Annotated in this window: 21 protein-coding genes; 7 read left to right on the top strand and 14 right to left on the bottom strand. The window is 70.0% G+C overall.

Features of this window, described 5'->3' with window-relative positions:
• The 7 genes from ubiB to I73_RS24775 all read right to left on the bottom strand — a co-directional run.
• On the bottom strand, nucleotides 1-1,440 hold a 1,440-nt coding region (gene ubiB / locus I73_RS24805; RefSeq protein ID WP_022983092.1), incomplete at its 3' end, for a ubiquinone biosynthesis regulatory protein kinase UbiB.
• A 14-nt stretch (nucleotides 1,441-1,454) separates the two neighbouring features.
• On the bottom strand, nucleotides 1,455-1,982 hold the full coding sequence (locus tag I73_RS24800; RefSeq protein WP_022983091.1) for a hypothetical protein: 528 nt from the start codon (nucleotides 1,980-1,982) through the stop codon (nucleotides 1,455-1,457).
• Between the two features lie 63 nt (nucleotides 1,983-2,045).
• The gene (galE, locus tag I73_RS24795) at nucleotides 2,046-3,068 is read right to left on the bottom strand and encodes a UDP-glucose 4-epimerase GalE (protein ID WP_022983090.1); all 1,023 of its coding nucleotides are present in this window, start codon (nucleotides 3,066-3,068) and stop codon (nucleotides 2,046-2,048) included.
• Between the two features lie 86 nt (nucleotides 3,069-3,154).
• A complete protein-coding gene (gene ubiE / locus I73_RS24790; RefSeq protein WP_022983089.1) occupies nucleotides 3,155-3,886 on the bottom strand; it encodes a bifunctional demethylmenaquinone methyltransferase/2-methoxy-6-polyprenyl-1,4-benzoquinol methylase UbiE in 732 nt (243 codons plus the stop codon).
• 45 nt (nucleotides 3,887-3,931) lie between these two features.
• The gene (locus tag I73_RS24785) at nucleotides 3,932-4,330 is read right to left on the bottom strand and encodes a gamma-butyrobetaine hydroxylase-like domain-containing protein (RefSeq protein WP_022983088.1); all 399 of its coding nucleotides are present in this window, start codon (nucleotides 4,328-4,330) and stop codon (nucleotides 3,932-3,934) included.
• Nucleotides 4,331-4,348: 18 nt separating this feature from the next.
• The gene (locus tag I73_RS24780) at nucleotides 4,349-4,789 is read right to left on the bottom strand and encodes an HIT family protein (RefSeq protein WP_022983087.1); all 441 of its coding nucleotides are present in this window, start codon (nucleotides 4,787-4,789) and stop codon (nucleotides 4,349-4,351) included.
• Entirely contained in the window at nucleotides 4,789-8,715 is a 3,927-nt protein-coding gene (locus I73_RS24775) for an FAD/FMN-binding oxidoreductase (RefSeq protein WP_022983086.1), read from the bottom strand. Before I73_RS24775 ends, I73_RS24780 begins: the two co-directional genes overlap by 1 nt.
• A gap of 161 nt (nucleotides 8,716-8,876) precedes the next feature.
• Between I73_RS24775 and ugpQ the strand changes: the two genes are divergently transcribed.
• Nucleotides 8,877-9,626: a glycerophosphodiester phosphodiesterase gene (ugpQ, locus tag I73_RS24770; RefSeq protein ID WP_022983085.1), complete on the top strand. Its 750-nt coding sequence runs from the start codon at nucleotides 8,877-8,879 to the stop codon at nucleotides 9,624-9,626.
• Nucleotides 9,627-9,636: 10 nt separating this feature from the next.
• Here the strand turns inward: ugpQ and I73_RS30500 are convergent, their stop codons facing one another.
• Nucleotides 9,637-10,953, bottom strand: a complete 1,317-nt coding sequence (locus tag I73_RS30500; protein WP_051049361.1) for an MFS transporter — start codon at nucleotides 10,951-10,953, stop codon at nucleotides 9,637-9,639.
• Nucleotides 10,954-11,087: 134 nt separating this feature from the next.
• On the opposite strand from I73_RS30500, the gene I73_RS32200 reads away from it, so the two are divergent.
• The 6 genes from I73_RS32200 (at nucleotide 11,088) to I73_RS33425 (ending at nucleotide 13,347) form a co-directional block, all read left to right on the top strand.
• The gene (locus I73_RS32200; protein WP_022983083.1) at nucleotides 11,088-11,423 is read left to right on the top strand and encodes a hypothetical protein; all 336 of its coding nucleotides are present in this window, start codon (nucleotides 11,088-11,090) and stop codon (nucleotides 11,421-11,423) included.
• On the top strand, nucleotides 11,420-11,854 hold the full coding sequence (locus I73_RS24755) for a polymer-forming cytoskeletal protein (protein ID WP_022983082.1): 435 nt from the start codon (nucleotides 11,420-11,422) through the stop codon (nucleotides 11,852-11,854). The genes I73_RS32200 and I73_RS24755 overlap by 4 nt, the downstream gene beginning before the upstream one ends.
• A 5-nt stretch (nucleotides 11,855-11,859) precedes the next feature.
• Entirely contained in the window at nucleotides 11,860-12,342 is a 483-nt protein-coding gene (locus tag I73_RS24750; protein WP_022983081.1) for a polymer-forming cytoskeletal protein, read from the top strand.
• A complete protein-coding gene (locus I73_RS32920; protein WP_022983080.1) occupies nucleotides 12,329-12,562 on the top strand; it encodes a hypothetical protein in 234 nt (77 codons plus the stop codon). The genes I73_RS24750 and I73_RS32920 overlap by 14 nt, the downstream gene beginning before the upstream one ends.
• A 90-nt stretch (nucleotides 12,563-12,652) precedes the next feature.
• Nucleotides 12,653-13,072, top strand: coding sequence for a polymer-forming cytoskeletal protein (locus I73_RS31190; RefSeq protein WP_022983079.1), 420 nt, complete (start codon nucleotides 12,653-12,655; stop codon nucleotides 13,070-13,072).
• 110 nt (nucleotides 13,073-13,182) lie between these two features.
• The gene (locus tag I73_RS33425; protein ID WP_022983078.1) at nucleotides 13,183-13,347 is read left to right on the top strand and encodes a hypothetical protein; all 165 of its coding nucleotides are present in this window, start codon (nucleotides 13,183-13,185) and stop codon (nucleotides 13,345-13,347) included.
• A gap of 1 nt (nucleotide 13,348) precedes the next feature.
• On the opposite strand, the gene I73_RS24730 is transcribed toward I73_RS33425, so the two are convergent.
• The 6 genes from I73_RS24730 to glgP all read right to left on the bottom strand — a co-directional run.
• Nucleotides 13,349-13,990, bottom strand: coding sequence for a LysE family translocator (locus I73_RS24730; RefSeq protein ID WP_022983077.1), 642 nt, complete (start codon nucleotides 13,988-13,990; stop codon nucleotides 13,349-13,351).
• A 93-nt stretch (nucleotides 13,991-14,083) separates the two neighbouring features.
• Nucleotides 14,084-14,926, bottom strand: a complete 843-nt coding sequence (locus I73_RS24725; RefSeq protein WP_022983076.1) for an AraC family transcriptional regulator — start codon at nucleotides 14,924-14,926, stop codon at nucleotides 14,084-14,086.
• 13 nt (nucleotides 14,927-14,939) lie between these two features.
• Nucleotides 14,940-16,169, bottom strand: a complete 1,230-nt coding sequence (argJ, locus tag I73_RS24720; protein ID WP_022983075.1) for a bifunctional glutamate N-acetyltransferase/amino-acid acetyltransferase ArgJ — start codon at nucleotides 16,167-16,169, stop codon at nucleotides 14,940-14,942.
• Between the two features lie 167 nt (nucleotides 16,170-16,336).
• Nucleotides 16,337-16,696, bottom strand: a complete 360-nt coding sequence (locus I73_RS24715) for a hypothetical protein (RefSeq protein ID WP_022983074.1) — start codon at nucleotides 16,694-16,696, stop codon at nucleotides 16,337-16,339.
• 69 nt (nucleotides 16,697-16,765) lie between these two features.
• Nucleotides 16,766-17,800, bottom strand: a complete 1,035-nt coding sequence (locus I73_RS24710) for a hypothetical protein (protein WP_051049360.1) — start codon at nucleotides 17,798-17,800, stop codon at nucleotides 16,766-16,768.
• 242 nt (nucleotides 17,801-18,042) lie between these two features.
• The coding region (gene glgP, locus I73_RS24705; protein ID WP_026097179.1) for a glycogen/starch/alpha-glucan family phosphorylase at nucleotides 18,043-19,432 on the bottom strand (1,390 nt) is incomplete at its 5' end.

Here is a 19,432-nt window from a genome sequence, read left to right as displayed (position 1 = left end):
CAACAGCACCGGGTCGGGCTCGCGGTTGGGGCGCTCCTGCAGACGCTGGTGCACCAGGCGCGGCAACTCGGGCAGCAGCTGGGCGTAGCGCGGGGCCTCGGCCTTGAGCTGGCGCACCAGGGCGCGCCAACCCAGCTGCTCGTTCATCCAGCGCTCCAGGAAGGGCTTGGCGGTGGACCAGAGGTCCAGGTCCGGGTCCAGCTCGCGACCCAGGCCCTCGACGTTCAGCAGCGTCTTCTGCAGCAGCACGAGCTGCGGCTGGATCTCCACATTGAAGCGGCGCGAGGTCTGGAACAGGCGCATCAGCACCTGGCCCAGCGAGATCTCCTTCAATGGCCGGTCGAAGTGCGGTTCGCAGACGGCGCGGATGGCCGCCTCCAGCGCATCCACCCGGGTGTTGGGCGGCACCCAGCCGCTTTCCACGTGCAACTCGGCCACGCGCTGGTAGTCGCGCCGGAAGAAGGCCAGGAAGTTCTGCGCCAGGTATTCCTTGTCGACCTGGGTCAGGGTGCCGACGATGCCGAAGTCCAGCGCGATGTAGCGACCGAAGGTGGCCGGATCGACACTGACCTGGATGTTGCCCGGGTGCATGTCGGCGTGGAAGAAGCCGTCGCGGAAGACCTGGGTGAAGAAGATCGTCACGCCGTCGCGGGCCAGCTTCGGGATGTCCACGCCGGCCTCGCGCAGGCGATCGGTCTGGCTGATGGGGATGCCCTTCATCCGCTCCATCACGATGACGGTGGCGCTGCACCACTGCCAGTGCATCTCCGGCACCAGGATCAGCGGCAGGTCGGCCATGTTGCGCCGCAGCTGGGCGGCATTGGCCGCCTCGCGCACCAGGTCCAGCTCGTCGTGCAGGTAGCCGTCGAACTCGGCCACCACCTCGCGCGGGCGCAGGCGCTTGCCATCGGCTGACAGGCGCTCGACCCAGCGGGCCAGGGTGTGCAGCAGGGCCAGATCGTCCTCGATGACGTCCAGCATGCCCGGGCGCAGCACCTTGACGGCCACCTCGCGGCCGTCCTTGAGCACCGCGAAGTGCACCTGGGCGATCGAGGCGCTGGCCACGGCCTCGCTCTCGAAGCTGGCGAACACCGCCTCGATCGGCTGCCCCAGGCCCTGCTCGATCAGGCGGCGGGCCTGGGCGGCGGGAATGGGGGGCACCCGGTCCTGCAGGCGGGCCAGCTCATCGGCGATGTCCGGCGGCACCAGATCGCGCCGGGTGGAGAGCACCTGACCGAACTTGATGAAGATGGGGCCCAGGGCCTCCAGGGCCAGACGCAGACGCTGGCCGCGCGGCGCGTCCAGGCGCCGGCCGCGGGTCGTGACCCAGGACAGCATCCGCAGCCAGCGGTGCTGGTCGAAGCGGGAGAGCACGAGATCGTCCACCCCATGCCGCAGCAGGGTCAGGACGATGAAGGCCAGACGCATGAAGTACCGCATGGGCGCGCCGGTCCTCAGGGTCGCTGCATCGAACCGGCCACGCCCTGGGCCATCTGGCGCAGCACGCCCAGAGCCTGGCTGCCGGCCTGGGCCAGGCCTTCAGCCAGGCCGGGGCCCATCACCCGTTCCAGGTCAGCCGCGATATCCCAGCGGACGTTGGACACGACCCAGTTCACATCGGCCGCGAAGGCGGCATCGCCTTCGATCTGCACCGGCGGCAGCTCGCCACCGGCCAGGCGGCGGGCGGCATCCAGCGGGCGGGAGGCATCCAGGCGCAGGTGCAAGTCGGCGTCGGCCGGGACGCCCGCTTCGTCGCCAGCCTCGAACAGGCCGGCCGGCGTCACCCGCAGCGCCAGCGGCGGGGGCGGCGGCAGCGGGCCGCTCCAGCCCGCCACCTCGACCTTCAGCACCCGCCCGGCGTGGGGCTTCAGGCGTTCCGGGGCCACCGGAGCGGCCGTCAGCACATGGTTGGCCAGCAGGACGAAGCGCGCAGTCAGCGCAGGCAGGACCAGGTCGGTCAGTGCGGCGATGGGATCAGGCATGCCGGCATTGTAGGAGGGGGCTCCCGCCCTCTCCTGCGGCCGGTCAATCGGCTGGACGCCGGATCAGGCCCCCGGCCCGTAGCCCTGCGGGTTCTGGCTCTGCCAGCGCCAGCTGTCGGCGCACATCTGGTCCAGGCTGCGGGTGGCCTGCCAGCCCAGCAGGGTCCTGGCCAGGGTGGCGTCGGCGTAGTAGCTGGGCAGATCGCCGGCGCGACGCTCCACGATCTTGCAGGGAATGGGCTTGCCGGCGGCCCGCTCGAAGGACCGGACCAGGTCCAGCACGCTGTAGCCCACGCCGGTGCCCAGGTTGACGGTGCAGCCCTTCTTCGCGTCCAACAGGTAGCGCAGGGCCGCCACATGGCCCTCGGCCAGGTCCATCACGTGCAGGTAGTCGCGCACGCCCGTGCCGTCCGGCGTGTCGTAGTCGCCACCGAAGATGGACAGGAACTCGCGCCGCCCCACCGCCACCTGCTGCACATAGGGCATCAGGTTGTTGGGCACACCGCGCGGGTCCTCGCCCATCTGGCCGCTCTCGTGGGCGCCCACCGGGTTGAAGTAACGCAGCCAGGCGATGGCCCAGGACGGATCGGCCGTCTCCAGGTCGCGCAGGATCTGCTCGCCCATCAGCTTGGTGCGGCCATAGACGTTCATCGCGGCCAGCGGATGGGCCTCGGTGTAGGGCAGGAAGACCGGCGTGCCGTAGACGGTGGCGCTGGAGCTGAAGACGAAGGTCTTCACGCCGTGGCGCTGCATCACCTGCAGGGTGTTGACCAGGCCGCCAATGTTGTTGGCGTAGTAGGCCAGCGGCTTCTCGGCCGACTCACCCACGGCCTTGAAGGCCGCGAAATGCACCACCGCATCGATGCGGTGCTTGCGGAAGATGGCGTCCATGGCCGCGCTGTCGCAGACATTGGCCTGCTCGAACACCACCGGCCGGCCGCCCAGGGCCTCGATGCGGCGCAGCACCTCGGGCGAGCTGTTGGAGAAGTCGTCGACACCGACGACGTCAAAGCCGGCCGCCTGCAGGGCGAGCCAGGTGTGGGAGGCGATGTAGCCGGCCGCGCCGGTCAACAGGATCTGGGGCATCTCGGGTCCGTTCTGTGCGAACCCGCAGTATGCCGCGGCAGGGACGGCGCGCCAGGCACCGGCCGCCCCGGCCCGCGGGATTCAGCTCAGCACTTGATGCCCACGTGCAGGGCCACCACGCCACCGGTCAGGTTGTGCACGTCGACATGGCCGAAGCCCACTGTCTTCATCATGGCCTTGAGGGTGGCCTGGTCCGGGTGCATGCGGATGGACTCGGCCAGGTAGCGGTAGCTGTCGGCGTCGCCGGCCACCCATTGGCCCAGCTTGGGCAGGATGTTGAAGGAGTACCAGTCGTAGGGCTTCTGCAGCGGCTTGGCGACCTTGGAGAACTCCAGCACCAGCAGCCGGCCGCCCGGCTTGAGCACCCGGCACATCTCGGCCAGGGCCTGGTCCTTGTGGGTCATGTTGCGCAGGCCGAAGGCCACGCTCACCAGGTCGAAGGTGCCCGGCTTGAAGGGCAGCTTCTCGGCGTCGCAGATCGTCGTCGGCAGCGACAGGCCCTCGTCGAGCAGGCGGTCGCGGCCGGTGCGCAGCATGGCCTCGTTGATGTCGGTGTGCACCACGGTGCCGGTCGGGCCGACCTTGCGGGCGAAGGCGCGCGAGAGGTCACCCGTGCCGCCAGCGATGTCCAGCACCGCGTCGCCTTCCTTCAGATTGGCCACCGCCACCGTGTAGGCCTTCCAGACCCGGTGCAGGCCCATGGACATGAAGTCGTTCATCAGGTCGTACTTGGAGGCGACCGAATCGAACACGCCCTTGACCTTGCCGGCCTTCTCGGCCTCGTCCACGGTTTCAAAACCGAAGTGGGTCTGCGACATGGAACTCTTTCTTGGAATGGGTGGTGGCGCCGACGGGTGCCCGGTTCAGTGCGAGTGGCAGGACGGACCGTCTTTGGCCGGCATCGGCGTGTCGCGGTCCACGCCGGCCAGCTTCAGCCGGGCCTCGTAGGCCGCCCAGTGCTCGGCCTGCCGCGCGCCCAGATCGTACAGATAGGCCCAAGTGTAGAGGCCGGACTCGTGGCCGTCGTCAAAGCGCGGCTGCAGCGCGTAGTGGCCCACCATGGCCACGTCGGTGATCAGCACGTTGCGCTTGCCGGTCTGCAGCACCTCCTGGCCCGGGCCGTGGCCCTGCACCTCGGCCGAGGGCGAATAGACGCGCAGCAGCTCGAAGGGAATGCGGAAGCTCTGACCGTCGTCGAAGCCGATCTCCAGCACGCGGGAGGCCTGGTGCAGGGTCAGCGCGGTGGGGGTGGGGGAACTCATGCGGCAATCCAGCGGAAATCAGGCATTCAGGGCGCGGCGCACCCGGTCGTCCAGTTCGGTCAGCGGCACGGCCAGGCGCTGGCCGGCCGGCGGCTCGGGCGTGCGCTGGCGGCTGCCCCAGATGGGCTGCGGGAAGTGGCTGTCCCAGTCGAAGCGGGCGATGACGTGCCAGTGCAGGTGCGGCACCACATTGCCCAGCGTGGCCAGGTTGATCTTGGTGGGCTTGAGGCTGGTGCGCAGCACATGCTCCACGGCCAGCACCGCGTCCATCAGGTGGGCCCGGTCCACATGCGAGAGATCGCTCATCTCGGCCACGTGCTCGTTCCAGATCACACGGTAGAAGGCCGGGAACTCCGGCGCGTCCAGCACCCGCACCACGCGCAGGCGCTCGCCCGCATGCACCAGCGACCAGGCCGCGGTGGCGGCGTGCTCGCACAGTTCGCAACCGGCTTGCTTCATCACACCAGCACCCGCTCGATGCCGCCGGCATTGGCGCGGGCGACGTAGTCTTCCATCCAGCTGGCGCCCAGGATCTTGCGCGCCATCTCGACGACGATGTAGTCGGCCTCCAGCAGGCCGTTCTGCAGGTCATCGCCATAGCGAGACAGACCCTGCAGGCAGCTGGGGCAGGAGGTCAGGATCTTCAGGTCCTGCTGCTGGCCCACCACGCCGGTGGCGCGCAGCGTCGCCTCGGCCTTGCGCATCTCCTCTTCCTTGCGGAAGCGCACCTGGGTCGAGATGTCGGGCCGGCTGACCGCCAGCGTGCCCGACTCGCCGCAGCAGCGCTCGCTCTTGACCACCGCGTCGCCCACCAGCGCCTTGACCGTCTTCATCGGGTCCTGCTGCTTCATCGGCGAGTGGCAGGGATCGTGGAAGAGGTAGCCACCGGCGCCATCGAGCTTGATGCCCTTCTCGAGCAGGAACTCGTGGATGTCGATGATGCGGCAGCCCGGGAAGATCTTGTCGAAGTGGTAGCCCTGCAGCTGGTCGTAGCAGGTGCCGCAGCTCACCACCACCGTCTTGATGTCCAGGTAGTTCAGCGTGTTGGCCACGCGGTGGAACAGCACCCGGTTGTCGGTGATGATCTTCTCGGCCTTGTCGGCCTGGCCGGCCCCGCGCTGCGGGTAGCCGCAGCACAGGTAGCCCGGCGGCAGCACGGTCTGCACGCCGGCATGCCACAGCATGGCCTGGGTGGCCAGGCCCACCTGGCTGAACAGGCGCTCCGAGCCGCAGCCGGGGAAGTAGAACACCGCCTCCGTCTCGGCCGTGGTGACGGCCGGGTTGCGGATGATGGGCACGTACTCCCGGTCCTCGATGTCCAGCAGCGCCCGCGCGGTCTTCTTGGGCAGGCCACCCGGCATCTTCTTGTTGATGAAGTGGATCACCTGCTCCTTGATCGGGGCGGTGCCCACCGTGGCCGGCGGCGCGCCGGTCTGGTGCTTGGCGGCGATGGACAACACGTCGTGCGCCAGCCGCTGGGCCTTCATGCCCACGCCGACGATGGCCGTGCGGGCCAGCTTGATCGTCTCCGGGTTGGTGGCGTTGAGCATCAGCATGGCCGCGGCCTGGCCGGGACGGAAGCTCTTGCGGCCCATCTTGCGCAGCAGGTTGCGCATGGCCATCGTCACGTCGCCGAAGTCGATCTTCACCGGGCAGGGGCTCAGGCACTTGTGGCAGACCGTGCAGTGGTCGCCCACGTCCTCGAACTCCTCCCAGTGCTTGATCGACACGCCGCGCCGGGTCTGCTCCTCGTAGAGGAAGGCCTCGACCAGCAGCGAGGTGGCCAGGATCTTGTTGCGTGGGCTGTAGAGCAGGTTGGCGCGCGGCACGTGGGTGGAGCACACCGGCTTGCACTTGCCGCAGCGCAGGCAGTCCTTGACCGAGGCCGCGATGTCGCCGATGTCGCTCTGCTGCATGATCAGCGACTCGTGCGTCATCAGGCCGAAGCTGGGCGTGTAGGCATGGCTCAGGTCGGCGGCGTGCACGTCCTCGCCCAGGCGGCTCAGGGCCTCGCCGCGCAGCAGCTTGCCGCGGTTGAAGCGCCCTTCCGGATCCACCTTGGCCTTGTAGGCGGTGAAGTTGGCCAGTTCCTCGTCCGAGAGGAACTCCAGCTTGGTGATGCCGATGCCGTGCTCGCCCGAGATCACGCCGTTGAGGCTGCGCGCCAGCACCATGATGCGGGCCACCGCCTCGTGCGCGGTCTTCAGCATCTCGTAGTTGTCGCTGTTGACCGGGATGTTGGTGTGCACATTGCCGTCACCGGCGTGCATGTGCAGGGCCACCCACACGCGGCCGCGCAGCACGTCCTTGTGGACCTGCTTGACGCCTTCGATGATGGGCGCGAAGGTGGAGCCGGCGAACAGCAGCTGCAGCGGCTTGAGCAGGTCCTTCTTCCAGGAGGCGCGCAGGGAATGGTCCTGCAGCTGGTCGAAGAAGCTGCGGCTCTCGTTGGGCAGCACCTCGTCGAGGTGGTCGTGCCAGTGCTGCCACAGGCCGCGCACGCTGCGGATCAGCGTCAGCGCCTCGGGCACGCGCTCGTCCAGCAGCTCGTCGCGGGTGTGCTCGCCGGCCTCGTCGGTCTTGGCCAGGGGCAGCTCGCCCTCGGTGAAGAAGGCCTCCAGCCGCTCGGTCAGCGCCAGCTTGTTGCGCAGCGACAGCTCGATGTTGATCCGCTCGATGCCCAGGGTGTACTCACCCATGCGCTCCAGCGGGATCACCACGTCCTCGTTGACCTTGAAGGCGTTGGTGTGGCGGCTGATGGCCGCGGTGCGCTTGCGGTCGGCCCAGAACTTCTTGCGGGCCTCGGGGCTGACGGCAATGAAGCCCTCGCCCGAGCGGGCATTGGCCAGGCGGATGACCTCGCTGGCCGCCTTGGCCACGCGGTCCTCGTCATCGCCGACGATGTCGCCGAACAACGCCATCTTGGGCATGCCGCCACGCTTGCTCTTGGTCGCGTAACCCACCGCCTTCAGGTAGCGGTCGTCCATGTGCTCCAGACCGGCCAGGATGGCGCCCCCCGGCTGCTTCATCTCCTGGAACATGAAGTCCTTGATCTCGACGATCGAGGGCACGCAGTCCTTGGGGTTGCCGAAGAACTCCAGGCACACGGTGCGGGTGTGCTTGGGCATGCGGTGCACCACCCAGCGCGCGCTGGTGATCAGGCCGTCGCAGCCCTCCTTCTGCACGCCGGGCAGGCCGGCCAGGAACTTGTCGGTGACGTCCTTGCCCAGGCCTTCCTTGCGGAAGACGCGGCCCGGAATGTCCAGGCGCTCGGTGCGCTCCAGGTGCTTGCCACTGGCGTCGAAGTACTTCAGCTCGAAGCTGGCCACCTCGACGTCGTGGATCTTGCCCAGGTTGTGGTTCAGCCGGGTGACCTCCAGCCACTTGGCCTCGGGCGTCACCATCTTCCAGCTGGCCAGGTTGTCCAGCGCGGTGCCCCACAGCACGGCCTTCTTGCCGCCCGCGTTCATCGCGATGTTGCCGCCCACGCAGGAGGCCTCGGCCGAGGTCGGGTCCACCGCGAAGACGAAGCCCGCCCGCTCGGCCGCATCGGCCACCCGCTGGGTGACCACGCCGGCGCCGGTCCAGATCGTCGGCACCGGATGGTCCACGCCGGGCAGCGTGCTCATCTCGGCCTCGGTCATCTGCTCGAGCTTCTCGGTGTTGATGACCGCGCTCTTCCAGGTCAGGGGCACGGCGCCGCCGGTGTAGCCGGTGCCACCTCCGCGCGGGATCACGGTCAGCCCCAGTTCCACGCAGGCCGCCACCAGGCCGGCCATCTCGGCCTCGGTGTCCGGGGTCAGCACGACGAAGGGGTATTCCACCCGCCAGTCGGTGGCGTCGGTCACGTGCGAGACGCGCGAGAGGCCGTCGAACTTGATGTTGTCCTTGCGGGTGCACTGGGCGAACAGCTTGCGCGCACGCTGGCGCAGCTCGTCCACCTGCACGAAGCGGGTGGCGAAGCGATCCACCGCAGCGCGGGCCAGCACCAGCAACTCGCCCACATGGGCGTCGCGCTGGGCGTCCACCTCGGGGGTGCGGCGCTTCTCCACCTCGGTCAGGCGGTGGTGCAGGGCCTCGATCAGCTGGCCGCGCCGGCGCGGGTTGTCCAGCAGATCGTCGATCAGGTAGGGGTTGCGCTTGACGACCCAGATGTCGCCCATCACCTCGTAGAGCATGCGGGCGGAACGGCCGGTGCGGCGCTCATCGCGCAGCAGGTTCAGCAGATCCCAGGCGCGCTCGCCCAGCAGGCGCAGCACGATCTCGCGGTCGGACAGCGAGGTGTAGTTGTACGGGATCTCGCGCAGCCGGGGCGCGGCGGCGTCTTCGACGGGGTGGTCCCCGTTCAGAGTGGGGACGGTGGGAATCGGCAGCGGCGCGTTCATGGCGGGCAGGCAAAAAGCGGGAGGACCGGGGGATCCGGCCGCACGCACCTGTCAGGGGCACGAGGGCGTGAATGATACCGTCCGGGGGAAAGCCCGCCTGTGGGGCATGGCATGCTCTGCCCGATCCCGCCACCTCGCCCCCCACCCCGCCCATCTGCCCCATGCCATCGTCCAAGCGCCCCCCCTCACCCGCCGCAGCGGCCTGGCCGCGCTGGATCGCCCACCGCGGCGCCGGCCGCCGGGCCCCGGAGAACACCCTGGCCGCTTTCCGCCACGGCTGGCAACTGGGCTACCGGGCCTTCGAGTGCGATGTGAAGCTGTCCGCCGACGGCGAGCCCTATCTGCTGCACGACGACACCCTGGAGCGCACCACCTCGGGCCAAGGCCCGGCCGCCGCGGCGGACTGGGCCAGCCTGTCCCGGCTGGACGCCGGCGCCTGGTGCGGCCCCGGCTGGGCCGGCGAGCCTCCTGCCCGGCTGGCGGCCCTGGCCGCCTTCGCGAACGCCGAAGGCTTGCATGTCAATCTCGAACTCAAACCGTTGCTCGGACAAGCCGAGGCCACCGGCCAGGCGGTGGCCGACGCGGTGCGGCAGCTCTGGCACCCCGGCACCCCGACGCCCTGGCTGTCCTCCTTCCAGCCGGCCGCCCTCTCGGCGGCGGCAGCGGCTGCCCCCGAGCTACCCCGCGCTCTTCTGCTGGATGCACTGACGCCGGGCTGGGTGGAGCAGGCGCAGGTTCTGGGCTGCCAGGGCGTGGTGCTGAACCATCGGCTGATCGACGCCGACACCCTGCGCGGCCTGCACGCCCAGGGCCTGGCCTGCTGGGTCTACACGGTGAACGAGGCAGCCCGCGCCGACGCCCTGTGGGCCCTGGGCGTGGACCGCATCATCACCGACACCCTGGGGCCCTGAGCCCGGGGCCTCAGGCCACGCCGACGTCCACCGCCTCCAGCCGCCGCCCGGGGCTGTCCACCGAGGGCAGCTCCCGCACCGCCTGGATGCGCGGCAGCCGCCAGGCCACCAGCGCCAGCAGCGCGCAGCTGGCACCGGCGAAACCCAGCGCCGCCCGCAGACTGACATGCTCCCCCAGCCAGCCGCCCAGCATGGCGCCGGGCACCGAGGGCAGCAGGATCAGCCAGCGCATCACGCTGGTCATGCGGCCCAGCAGGGGTTCGGGCGTGACGGCCTGGCGCAGCGCGATGAAGTTGATGAAGATGAAGATGGCCCCGGCCCCGAACAGGCTCAGGCAGGCCACGAAGGCGGCCACGCCCAGCGGCCCCACCGGCGCCAGCGCCAGCAGCAGCCAGCCCAGGGCGGTGCAAGCGAAGCCGCTCACCAGCGCCGGGCCCGGCCCCAGCCGGCGGCTGAGGCGGTCGCCCAGCAGGCTGGCCGTCACCGTGCCCGCGCCCAGGGCCACATAGCTCAGGCCCACCGCCTGCTCGCTCAGGCCCAAGCGGCGGGTGGCAAAGAGGATCTGGACCACATTGGCGCACTGATTGCTCAACTGCCAGGCCCCCACGCAAGCCGCCAATGTCACCAGCAGACGCTGTTGCCGCACGAAGGACAGGCCCGTCCACAAATCGCGCCAGAAGCTGCCCGCCTGTGCCGGGCGCAGCGTCTCCTGAACCCGGATCAGCCGCAGGATGGCTGCCGAGCCGATCAGCAGCACCGCGTTGACCAGCAACGCCAGCGGCGCGCCCAGCGCCCGGATCAGCGCACCGGCCACCGCCGGCCCCGCCACCTCGGCCCCGGAGTTGGCCAGCGCATTCTTGGCATGGGCCTCCACCAGCCGGTCACGCTCCACCACCTGGGTCAGCACGATCTGCGAGGCCGAACCGGCCGTGGTGTTGACCGTGCCGATCACGAAGGCCACCGCATAGAGCCAGCCCATCTGCAACCAGCCCAGCCACCAGGCCACCGGCACGGTGGCCACCACCAGGGCCAGGCTCAGCTCACCCGCGATGTAGACCGGCAGCTTGCGCACCCGGTCCAGCCACACCCCCGCGGGCAGCGAAAACAGCAGGAAGGGCAGCAGCTCCATGGTGGTCAGCCAGCCCATCTGGGTGGGCGAGGCGTGCAGCAGCACCGCCGCGGTCAGCGGCACGGCCAGCAGGGTCACCTGGGTGCCCAGGGAGCTGATCAGGATCGAGGACCAGAGCCGGCGGTAGGTCGGGTCACGCAGCAGGTCGTCGGGCGCGAGCCGGAACCGCGCGCGCAAAGCCATCCACCAGGACCTCATGGGTCACGTTCTCTTTCAGTTCGAGTGCCCGGCACCCGGGTCAGGCGCAGGCGGGCAACGATGCTAGCAGCGCCGTGGCGGCGCCGACACAGCCCCCGACCGGAACAGGGTCACGGCTCCGCAATAATCGCGGGATGTCCGCCCCCGACCCCCTTGACCGCTACCTGACCGAACAGGTGGTGGGCCCGGCCACGCTGCTCACGCTCGGCCCCGGCCAGGGCGTGCGCGAGGCCTCGGACCGCGCCCTGTGGCTGGAGGGCCTGGGCGACCGCAGCCGACTGCTGGCCGGGCTCGCCAGCGGCCTCGGCCAGGACCACCCGGCCGCTGCCCTGGCCGGACAGCCCCTGGACCTGGCCGCCCTGCCCCGCCTGCGTCGGCGCCTGCTGATCGCCCTGTGGCTGGGCTGGAGCGCCCTGCTGGCCGCTGGCGTCTGGGCCCTGGCCCGCTGGAGCGCCGGAGGCCCGGGATGAGCGCCCCCACCCCACCGCAGGACACCCTGGTGCTGGACCCGGTGGCGATGCACATCGTCAACCGGGTGGCCGAGGGCACCGTGCTGGAAGGTAGCTTGAACTTCAAGGGCGGCCTGCTGCTGCAGGGCACGCTGCGCGGCGAGGGCGAGATCGCCGGCCGCCTGGTCATCTGGCACACCGGCCAGTTGCAGGGGCGCTTTCGCATCCTGGGCGACCTGATCGTGCTGGGCCATCTGGGCGGCGTGACCGACGACACCGACACCACCACCGCCGTCGAATGCCAGGGCACCGTGCAGGTGGCCAGCACCGGCGTCTGCACCGGCAGCCTCAGCGCCGCCCGCCTGCGCCTGTACGAAGGCGGGGTGATGCAAGGCCCCTTCCGCACCCTGCAGCGCGAACGCCTGCTGCCCGTGCTCGACACCATGGCCTGACCCCGATGGACACCGAATCTCCCGATCCCACCTTTCCGCCGCGCATTCCGCTGGGCGCCGCCCTGCCGGACCTCAGCCACCTGCCCACGCTGGAACTCCCCACCCTGGCACCGACCACGCCCCTGCCCTCGGCCCCACGCCATTCGCAGCTGGCCGCCGGCTGGCGTTTCGAGGGCCAGGTCACGCTGGAAGGCAGCCTGACCGTGGCCGGCGAACTGCACGGCCGCGTGCGCACACCGGGCCCGGAAGGCCATGTCACCATCACCGAGACCGGCCACCTGCAGGGCGAACTGCAGGCCCGCAGCCTGTCGGTGCTGGGCCGGGCCGAGGGCGACCTGGACGTTTCCGGCGGCCGGGCAGCCCTGCATGCCAGCGCGGTGGTCAGCGGCCGGCTGCGCTACGGCCAGCTGCAGGTCAACGGCGCCGAGCTGAACGCCCAGGTCGAACGGGTGAGCACTGCGCCGGCCACCGGCCATGACGGCACCTGATTCCGCCCCACGCCTGCTGGACCGGGAGAGCCTGCGCCGCCAGGCCCTGGCGCGCGCCCAGGCCCAGGGCGCCCCGCTGGCACGCCGCCGCCTGCGCGCCCGCCAGTGGCGCTGGGCCCTGGGCCGGGGGCTGCTGTGGGCCTGCGCCCCGGCCCTGCTGGGTGCCGCCGCCTGGGCCTGGCGGCAGGGTTGGCTCGCCCCCTGGCTGGGGGCACACTGAGGCCCGGGCACACCCGCTCACAAGCCACCGCCGCCCCTGCGGCACAATGATTTCCACCCGAGGCTCTCGCCCCCCACGCACGGTCCGCCCATGTCCGACAACAGCCCGAACTTCAACCCCCGCCTGGTGCCCGTCGAGGCCCTGAACGCCATCTCCAGCCTGATCGCCGAAGGCGCCGTGTTCGAAGGCTCGTTCAGCGCCCAGCAGGGCCTGGGGCTGCGCATCGACGGCGTGCTCAAGGGCGGCATCCAGGTGGCCCAGGGCGGCACCGTGCACATCGGCCCGGGCGGCCGGGTGGAGCAGACCACCATCGAGGCCGACCACGTGCTGATCGAAGGCCGGGTCCAAGGCACGGTGATCGCCCGCCAGACGCTGGAGATCACCGGCAGCGGCACGCTGATCGGCGACGCGCTCTACGACGCCCAGCTGGACGTGCACCCGCGCGCCAAGCTCAAGGGCAAGGTGGAATACCGCGGCGAGCTGGACGCCCCCTCGCCCGCCCCCTACTGAGCGGGCGCCTGACGCGGGCCGGCGATGGACACCGCCTTCTACGACCGGCTGGCCCCTGACTACCACCTGCTCTGGATGGCGACTGCTACGACCTGCGCCTGTACCGCACAGTGGAGCACTCCGACGGCCGCTGCGAAACCGAGGTGCTGCGCAGCCGCTACCGCGCGGTCACGCTGGAGCGCCTGGCCCAGCTGATGGCGGAGGCCGGCTTCGAAGCCGTCGAACGCCGCGACGACGTGCTGTTCCAGCCGGTGCTGCTGGGGCACAAACCATGACTCAGCGGCTGGACAGCATGAGGCGGGCCGCCAGCAGGGCGAAGGCGGCCGCGAAGCCACGCCGCAGCCAGGCCATGGCCCGCACACTGGCCAGCAGATGCACCCGCACCGCGGCCGCAAAGACGCCGTAAAGCGCGAACACGATCCAGGTCATGGCCATGAAGACCAGGGACAGGCCCAGCATCTGCTGCAGAACCTGCCCCTGGGCCGGCTGGACGAACTGCGGCAGAAAGGCCAGGAAGAAGAGCGACAGCTTGGGATTGAGCAGATTGGCCAGCACCGCCTGACGCACCAGGCCCGTGCGGGCGGGTGTGGCCGCGGCGTCCAGGGCCAGCGCACCGCGCGCGGCCAGGCTCTGCCAGGCCAGGAAGAGCAGGTAGAGCACACCCAGGCCGCGCAGCAGCTCGAAAGCCCAGGGGTGCATGCGCAGCACGCCCGCCACCCCACTCAGGCTCAGGGCCAGATGCGGCACGATCCCCAGCGTGCAGCCCCAGGCGGTGGTCAGCGCAGCGCGGCGCCCTTGCTGCAGGCCGGCGACGATGGTCAGCACCGCCCCCGTGCCAGGAGAGGCCACGATCAGCAGGGAGGTGAGCAGGAAGGTTGGCGAGGCCAGGGCCGCCAGGACGCAGGACAGCAGGGACATGGGAGCACTCCGTTGAGCGATGGGAAACCATGGCCCATGCTGGAGGGTGGCCCCACGGAGGGCTTGAACGGAATTGCGCTGCGGCGCTGCCGGTCAAGCCGCCCTGTGGGCCGGCAAGCACGCCCGCCGGTAGCGTCCCGGCGTCAGGCCATAGCAGCGCAGAAACAGGCGGCTGAGGTGGCTCTGGTCCGCAAAGCCGCTGGCGGCCGCGGTGTCGGCCAGCGGCAGGCCGGCGGCCATCATCCGCCGGGCCAACCCCAGGCGGCGTTGCATCTGGTAGGCGTGCGGCGTCAAGCCGGTGGCGCGGCTGAACGCCCTCAGAAAATGGAAGCGGCTGAGCCCCGCCTCCCGTGCCAGGGTGGCCAGGCTGAGGGCGGCCTCGGGGCTGTCGTCCAGCAGTTGCCTGGCCCGCTGCACGCCCGCCGGCACCGCCCCTGGCAACGAAGGCAGCCGGTGCCCACCCAGGCACCCCAGCAGCAGGCACAGCGCCTCTTCACCCGCCAGGCCCGCCACGGCGTCCGCTGGCCCGGTCAGGTCCGCGAACAGGCCAGCGAAGGCCTGGGCCAGGCCGGGCTCGCGGGCCATTGGCAGGCTGAACTCCCAATGGACATGACGCCCCTCGCTCAGCTCGGCGGCCTGCGCGTTCACCCAGTCCGGCGACAGGTACAGCATGCACCAGGCCCGACCGGCATCGTCCAGCGGATGACCGTCATGGACTTCGCCGGGGTTCACGGTGATCACATCACCGGCCTGGGCCTGCACCGGCCCTCGGCCGCTGGCCGATTGCTGGCTGCCCCGAACGATGCAGCCCACACCGAACTGCTCGTGCACATGACGACCGAAGGCCCGCACACTGTCTGCCGCCACGGCCTCCGCCTGCGGCAGACGGCAAGGCAGCAGACGGACCTGCTCGATCGCGCGGGCGCCGCGTGCCATGGCCGGACGGCGCTCAGGAGCGGTAGTCGGCGTTGATGCTGACGTAGTCGTGCGAGAGGTCGCAGGTCCAGACGGTGGCGCTGGCGGCGCCGCGGCCCAGGTGCACGCGCACGGTGATCTCGGCCTGCTTCATCACGCGCTGGCCGTCCTCTTCGCGGTAGGCCGGGTTGCGGCCCCCCTGGGTCACGACGTGGACGTCGTCCAGGAACATCTCGATGCGGGTCTGGTCCAGGTCGGCGATGCCGGCATAGCCCACAGCGGCCAGGATGCGGCCCAGGTTGGGGTCGCTGGCGAAGAAGGCCGTCTTGACCAGGGGCGAGTGGGCAATGGCGTAGGCGGCCAGCTGGCACTCGGCCTCGGTCCGGCCGCCGTCGATCTGCACGGTGATGAACTTGGTGGCTCCTTCGCCGTCACGCACGATGGCCTGGGCCAGTTGCTGGGCCACGGCGAACACGGCCGCCTGCAGGGTCTGGCCCTCGGTGCTGTCCAGCGCGGTGATCTCGGCGTGGCCGGCCTGGCCGGTGGCGATCAGCACGAAGCTGTCGTTGGTGGAGGTGTCGCCGTCGATGGTGATGCGGTTGAAGGAGGCATCGGCCGCGGCCTTGACCAGCGGCTGCAGCAGGGCCGGGGCGATGACCGCGTCGGTGGCGACGAAGCCCAGCATCGTGGCCATGTTGGGGCGGATCATGCCGGCGCCCTTGGAGATGCCGGTGACGGTGACCGTCTTGCCGCCGATCCGCACCTGGCGCGAAGCGGCCTTGGGCAGGGTGTCGGTGGTCATGATGCCTTCGGCGGCGCGGCCCCAGTTCAAGGCGGACAGATCGGCCAGTGCGGCGGGCAGACCGGCTTCGATGCGCTCGACCGGCAGCGTCTCCATGATCACGCCGGTGGAGAACGGCAGCACCTGCTGCGGCTGCACGCCCACCTGGGCCGCCAGGGCCGCGGCGGTGCGGCGGGCCCGCGCCAGGCCGTCGGCGCCGGTGCCGGCGTTGGCGTTGCCGGTGTTGATCACCAGCGCGCGCACCGCGGTGCCGGCGGCCAGGTGTTCACGGCAGACCTGCACCGGCGCGGCGCAGTAGCGGTTCTGGGTGAACACACCGGCCACGGCCGAGCCCTCAGCCAGCTCGATCACCACCAGGTCCTTGCGGTGGGCCTTGCGAACCCCGGCTTCGGCGATGCCCAGGCGCACGCCGGCCACGGGATGGAGTTGCTCGGGAACGGGGGCTTGCAGATTCACAGGCATGGCGGTCGCTCAGGCGAGGGTGAGGAAAACAGGGGCTGGAATGAGACCAGGGCGCCCCGCGCTGTGCAGCATGGGGCGCCCTGGGGCATCAGGTGCCGGCATTGTAGGAGCCGGTCGGTGTCGGATCGGTGTCTGCCCGGCGTGGGCAGCGGCACTCAGCGCAGCACTCAGTCGCGCGGCTTGCGGCCCTTCTTGGCCGGTGCGGCAGCGGGTGCTTCGGGCGCGGCCGAGAACAGGCGGGCCGCGCGGCCCTTGAGCTCCAGCAGTTCCGAGGGCGTCACCGAGTACTTGCGGCCGACCACGTCGACCTCGATGCGGAACTCGACTTCCTTGCTGCCGTTGGACAGCATGCCGCAGGTGAATTCGTACTCGGCGTCTTCGGCCGGGAAGCCGCTGTAGGGCGGATCGTTGTCCTCGCTCAGCACCACATTGCGGATTTCGCCGCTGGCGAGGTCGAGGATGCCGGTGGACTCGACGATGGTCTCGGCCAGTTCGTCAACGATCTTGATGGGCAGTTGCAGGTCCAAGGCAGGCTCGCAGGGGATTCGGGAAAGGGGGCGAATTGTAGGCCGCTTCGCCCCCCGGGGCCGCCGGGCTCATGGATTCAGCCAAGCCTGCCGGATCTTGCGACCACACAGCCGCGAGGTGTTGTAGGGCGTCTTGGTCGGATCGCTGTTGTAGACGTTGGTCGCGTCGTAGCGGGCCAGCACGCCGTACCAGGTCTTGCTCTTGTCGATCCAGGGGTAGAAGCCGAACTTGCCGGGGCTGCTGAAGGCGCCGTCCCCCACGCTGGGGTCGTCTTCCACCCAGTGGCCCAGGCTGTAGTGCCAGCTCTCGTTGCTGATGTCGTTGGGGCCGCCCGGGCGGGACTGGTTGATCGGGCTGAAGATCACCCCCGTGCAATCGCTGCCGTTGGCATGGGCACACACCGCATGCCGGCCCAGCGCGGCCGCAGTCTGGGCCAAGGTGCCATCCAGCACGCGACGCAGGAACAGGCCGTAGTTGGTGGCGTTGCTCCCCACACCACCGGCCAGCTGCACATTGGTGTAGTTGAAGGAGTTCGTCGGCATGCCCTTGATGCTCTTGAGGGCGGTGGTCAGCGCGGAGGTCGTGTCGCTGCCCCAGCCGCGCTGCACCGCATGCACCTGCATGTGGCCGCCGCCGTAATAGAACTGGCCCGCGGTGTCGGCTTCATAGTCCCCATTGGTACCGGCAAAGCGGCCGGCTGCGGCCAGGCAGGACGAGACGGTGGTCCCCGCGGCCGAACTGCAGTCGTTGAAGTTGGTGTAGCCCGAGCGCATCGAGAGAAAGCTCACATCGTCGGCGCTGAGCACCCCTTTCTGAGCCTCGATCACGGTGCTGGCGTAGACCCACTTGGACGCCGAAGCCACGGGCATCAGCGTGGACGCGGCGGTCTTGGTCTTGCCCGTGCCGCCTTGCCCGCTGCCGAGCTTGCCGGTCTTGTCCCCGATCTCCCAATAGAAGGCGGTCAGGCCGGTGCAGGACGGGTCGGTGGTGGCGACCTTGGCGGCGGCCGTCTGGCGGTCGCTGACGCTCACCGTGGCCTTGGTGGTGGTGGCTGTTGTGGTGGTGGTGGTGACGGGACGCCGCACCCCGGCGGTCTGCGCCATGGATGTCGCGCTGTTCGCGCTGGCGGTGCTGCTCGCGTCCGGGCCATCGCCGCCGCCACCGCACCCCGCCAGCAAACCGGCCAGGGCCCCCAATCCGCACCATCCCACACGCACACGCACTCGCATCGCTCGATCTCCAGAGGCGCCCCGTCATCGAACGACGTGACGCCCCTCCTATCGACGCGAAGAGCGGGAGCTTTAACGTAAAGACACGGCTTGAAACACCCGCAGCTGCCGAAACCTCAATCCGTCACGTTCGGCGCTGGAACCTGCACGGGGGTGCTGTGCCAGATGCTGTGGGCGTACTCGGCGATGGTGCGATCGGACGAGAAGAAGCCCATGCCAGCCACATTGAGCACGGCCTTGCGGGTCCACTCGTCCTCCGCGCGGTACAGGGCGTCCACCCGGTCCTGGGTGTCCACATAGCTGCGGTAGTCGGCCAGCAGCAGGTAGTGGTCGCCCCAGTTCACCAGGGTGTCGACGATGGGCTGGTAGCGGGCCGGCTCGCCGGGGCTGAAGGTGCCGCTGGCGAGCATGTCCAGCACCCCGGCCAGTTCGTCGTCCTCCTCCAGCCATTCGCGGGGCTGGTAGCCACGGGCACGCAGGCCGGCCACCTCCTCGGCGGTGTGGCCGAAGATGAAGATGTTGTCCTCGCCCACGTGCTCGCGCATCTCCACGTTGGCGCCGTCCAGCGTGCCGATGGTCAGCGCTCCGTTGAGGCCGAACTTCATGTTGCCGGTGCCCGAGGCCTCGGTGCCGGCGGTGGAGATCTGCTCGGAGAGGTCGGCCGCGGGGATGATGACCTCCGCCAGGCTCACGCTGTAGTTGGGAATGAACACCACCTTGAGCTTGTCGCCCACGCGCGGGTCGTTGTTGACGAGTTCGGCCACGTCGTTGATGAGCCGGATCACCAGCTTGGCCATGTAGTAGGCCGAGGCCGCCTTGCCGGCGAACACCACCACACGCGGCACCCACTGCGCGTCGGGCTGGTCCAGGATGCGGCGGTAGCGGGTGATGACATGCAGCACGTTGAGCAGCTGCCGCTTGTACTCGTGGATGCGCTTGACCTGCACGTCGAACAGGGCGTTGGTGTCCAGGCTCACGCCCAGGCGCTTCTGCACCAGGGCGGCCAAGCGTTCCTTGTTCTGCCGCTTGACGCGGCGGAAGGCGCCCAGGAAGCCCGGCAGCTCGATGGCCGCCTTCAGGCCCTCGAGCTGGTCGAGCTGGCGGCGCCAGCCGCGGCCGATGCGCTGGTCCAGCAGCTGGGCCAGGCCCGGGTTCGCCTGGGCCAGCCAGCGCCGCGGCGTGATGCCGTTGGTCTTGTTGTTGAAGCGCTCGGGCCAGAGCTTGGCGAAGTCCGCGAAGATGGACTGCTTCATCAGCTCGGAGTGCAAGGCCGACACGCCGTTGACCGAATGGCTGGCCAGCACCGCCAGGTAGGCCATGCGCACGCGGCGCTCACCGGTCTCGTCCACCAGCGAGAGCTTGCGCTGCAGCTCGGTGCCGCCGCCCGGCTGGCTGCCCAGCTTCCCCAGGAAGCGGGCGTTGATGTCGAAGATGATGCGCAGGAGGCGCGGCAGCACCCGGCCCAGCACCTCCACCGGCCAGGAATGCAGGGCCTCGTGCATCAGC

The sequence above is a fragment of the Ideonella sp. B508-1 genome (genome assembly GCF_000333615.1).
Classification (GTDB): domain Bacteria; phylum Pseudomonadota; class Gammaproteobacteria; order Burkholderiales; family Burkholderiaceae_C; genus Ideonella.
Note: the sequence above shows the minus strand (reverse complement) of the source record. Positions and strands in the feature narration are given on the sequence as shown.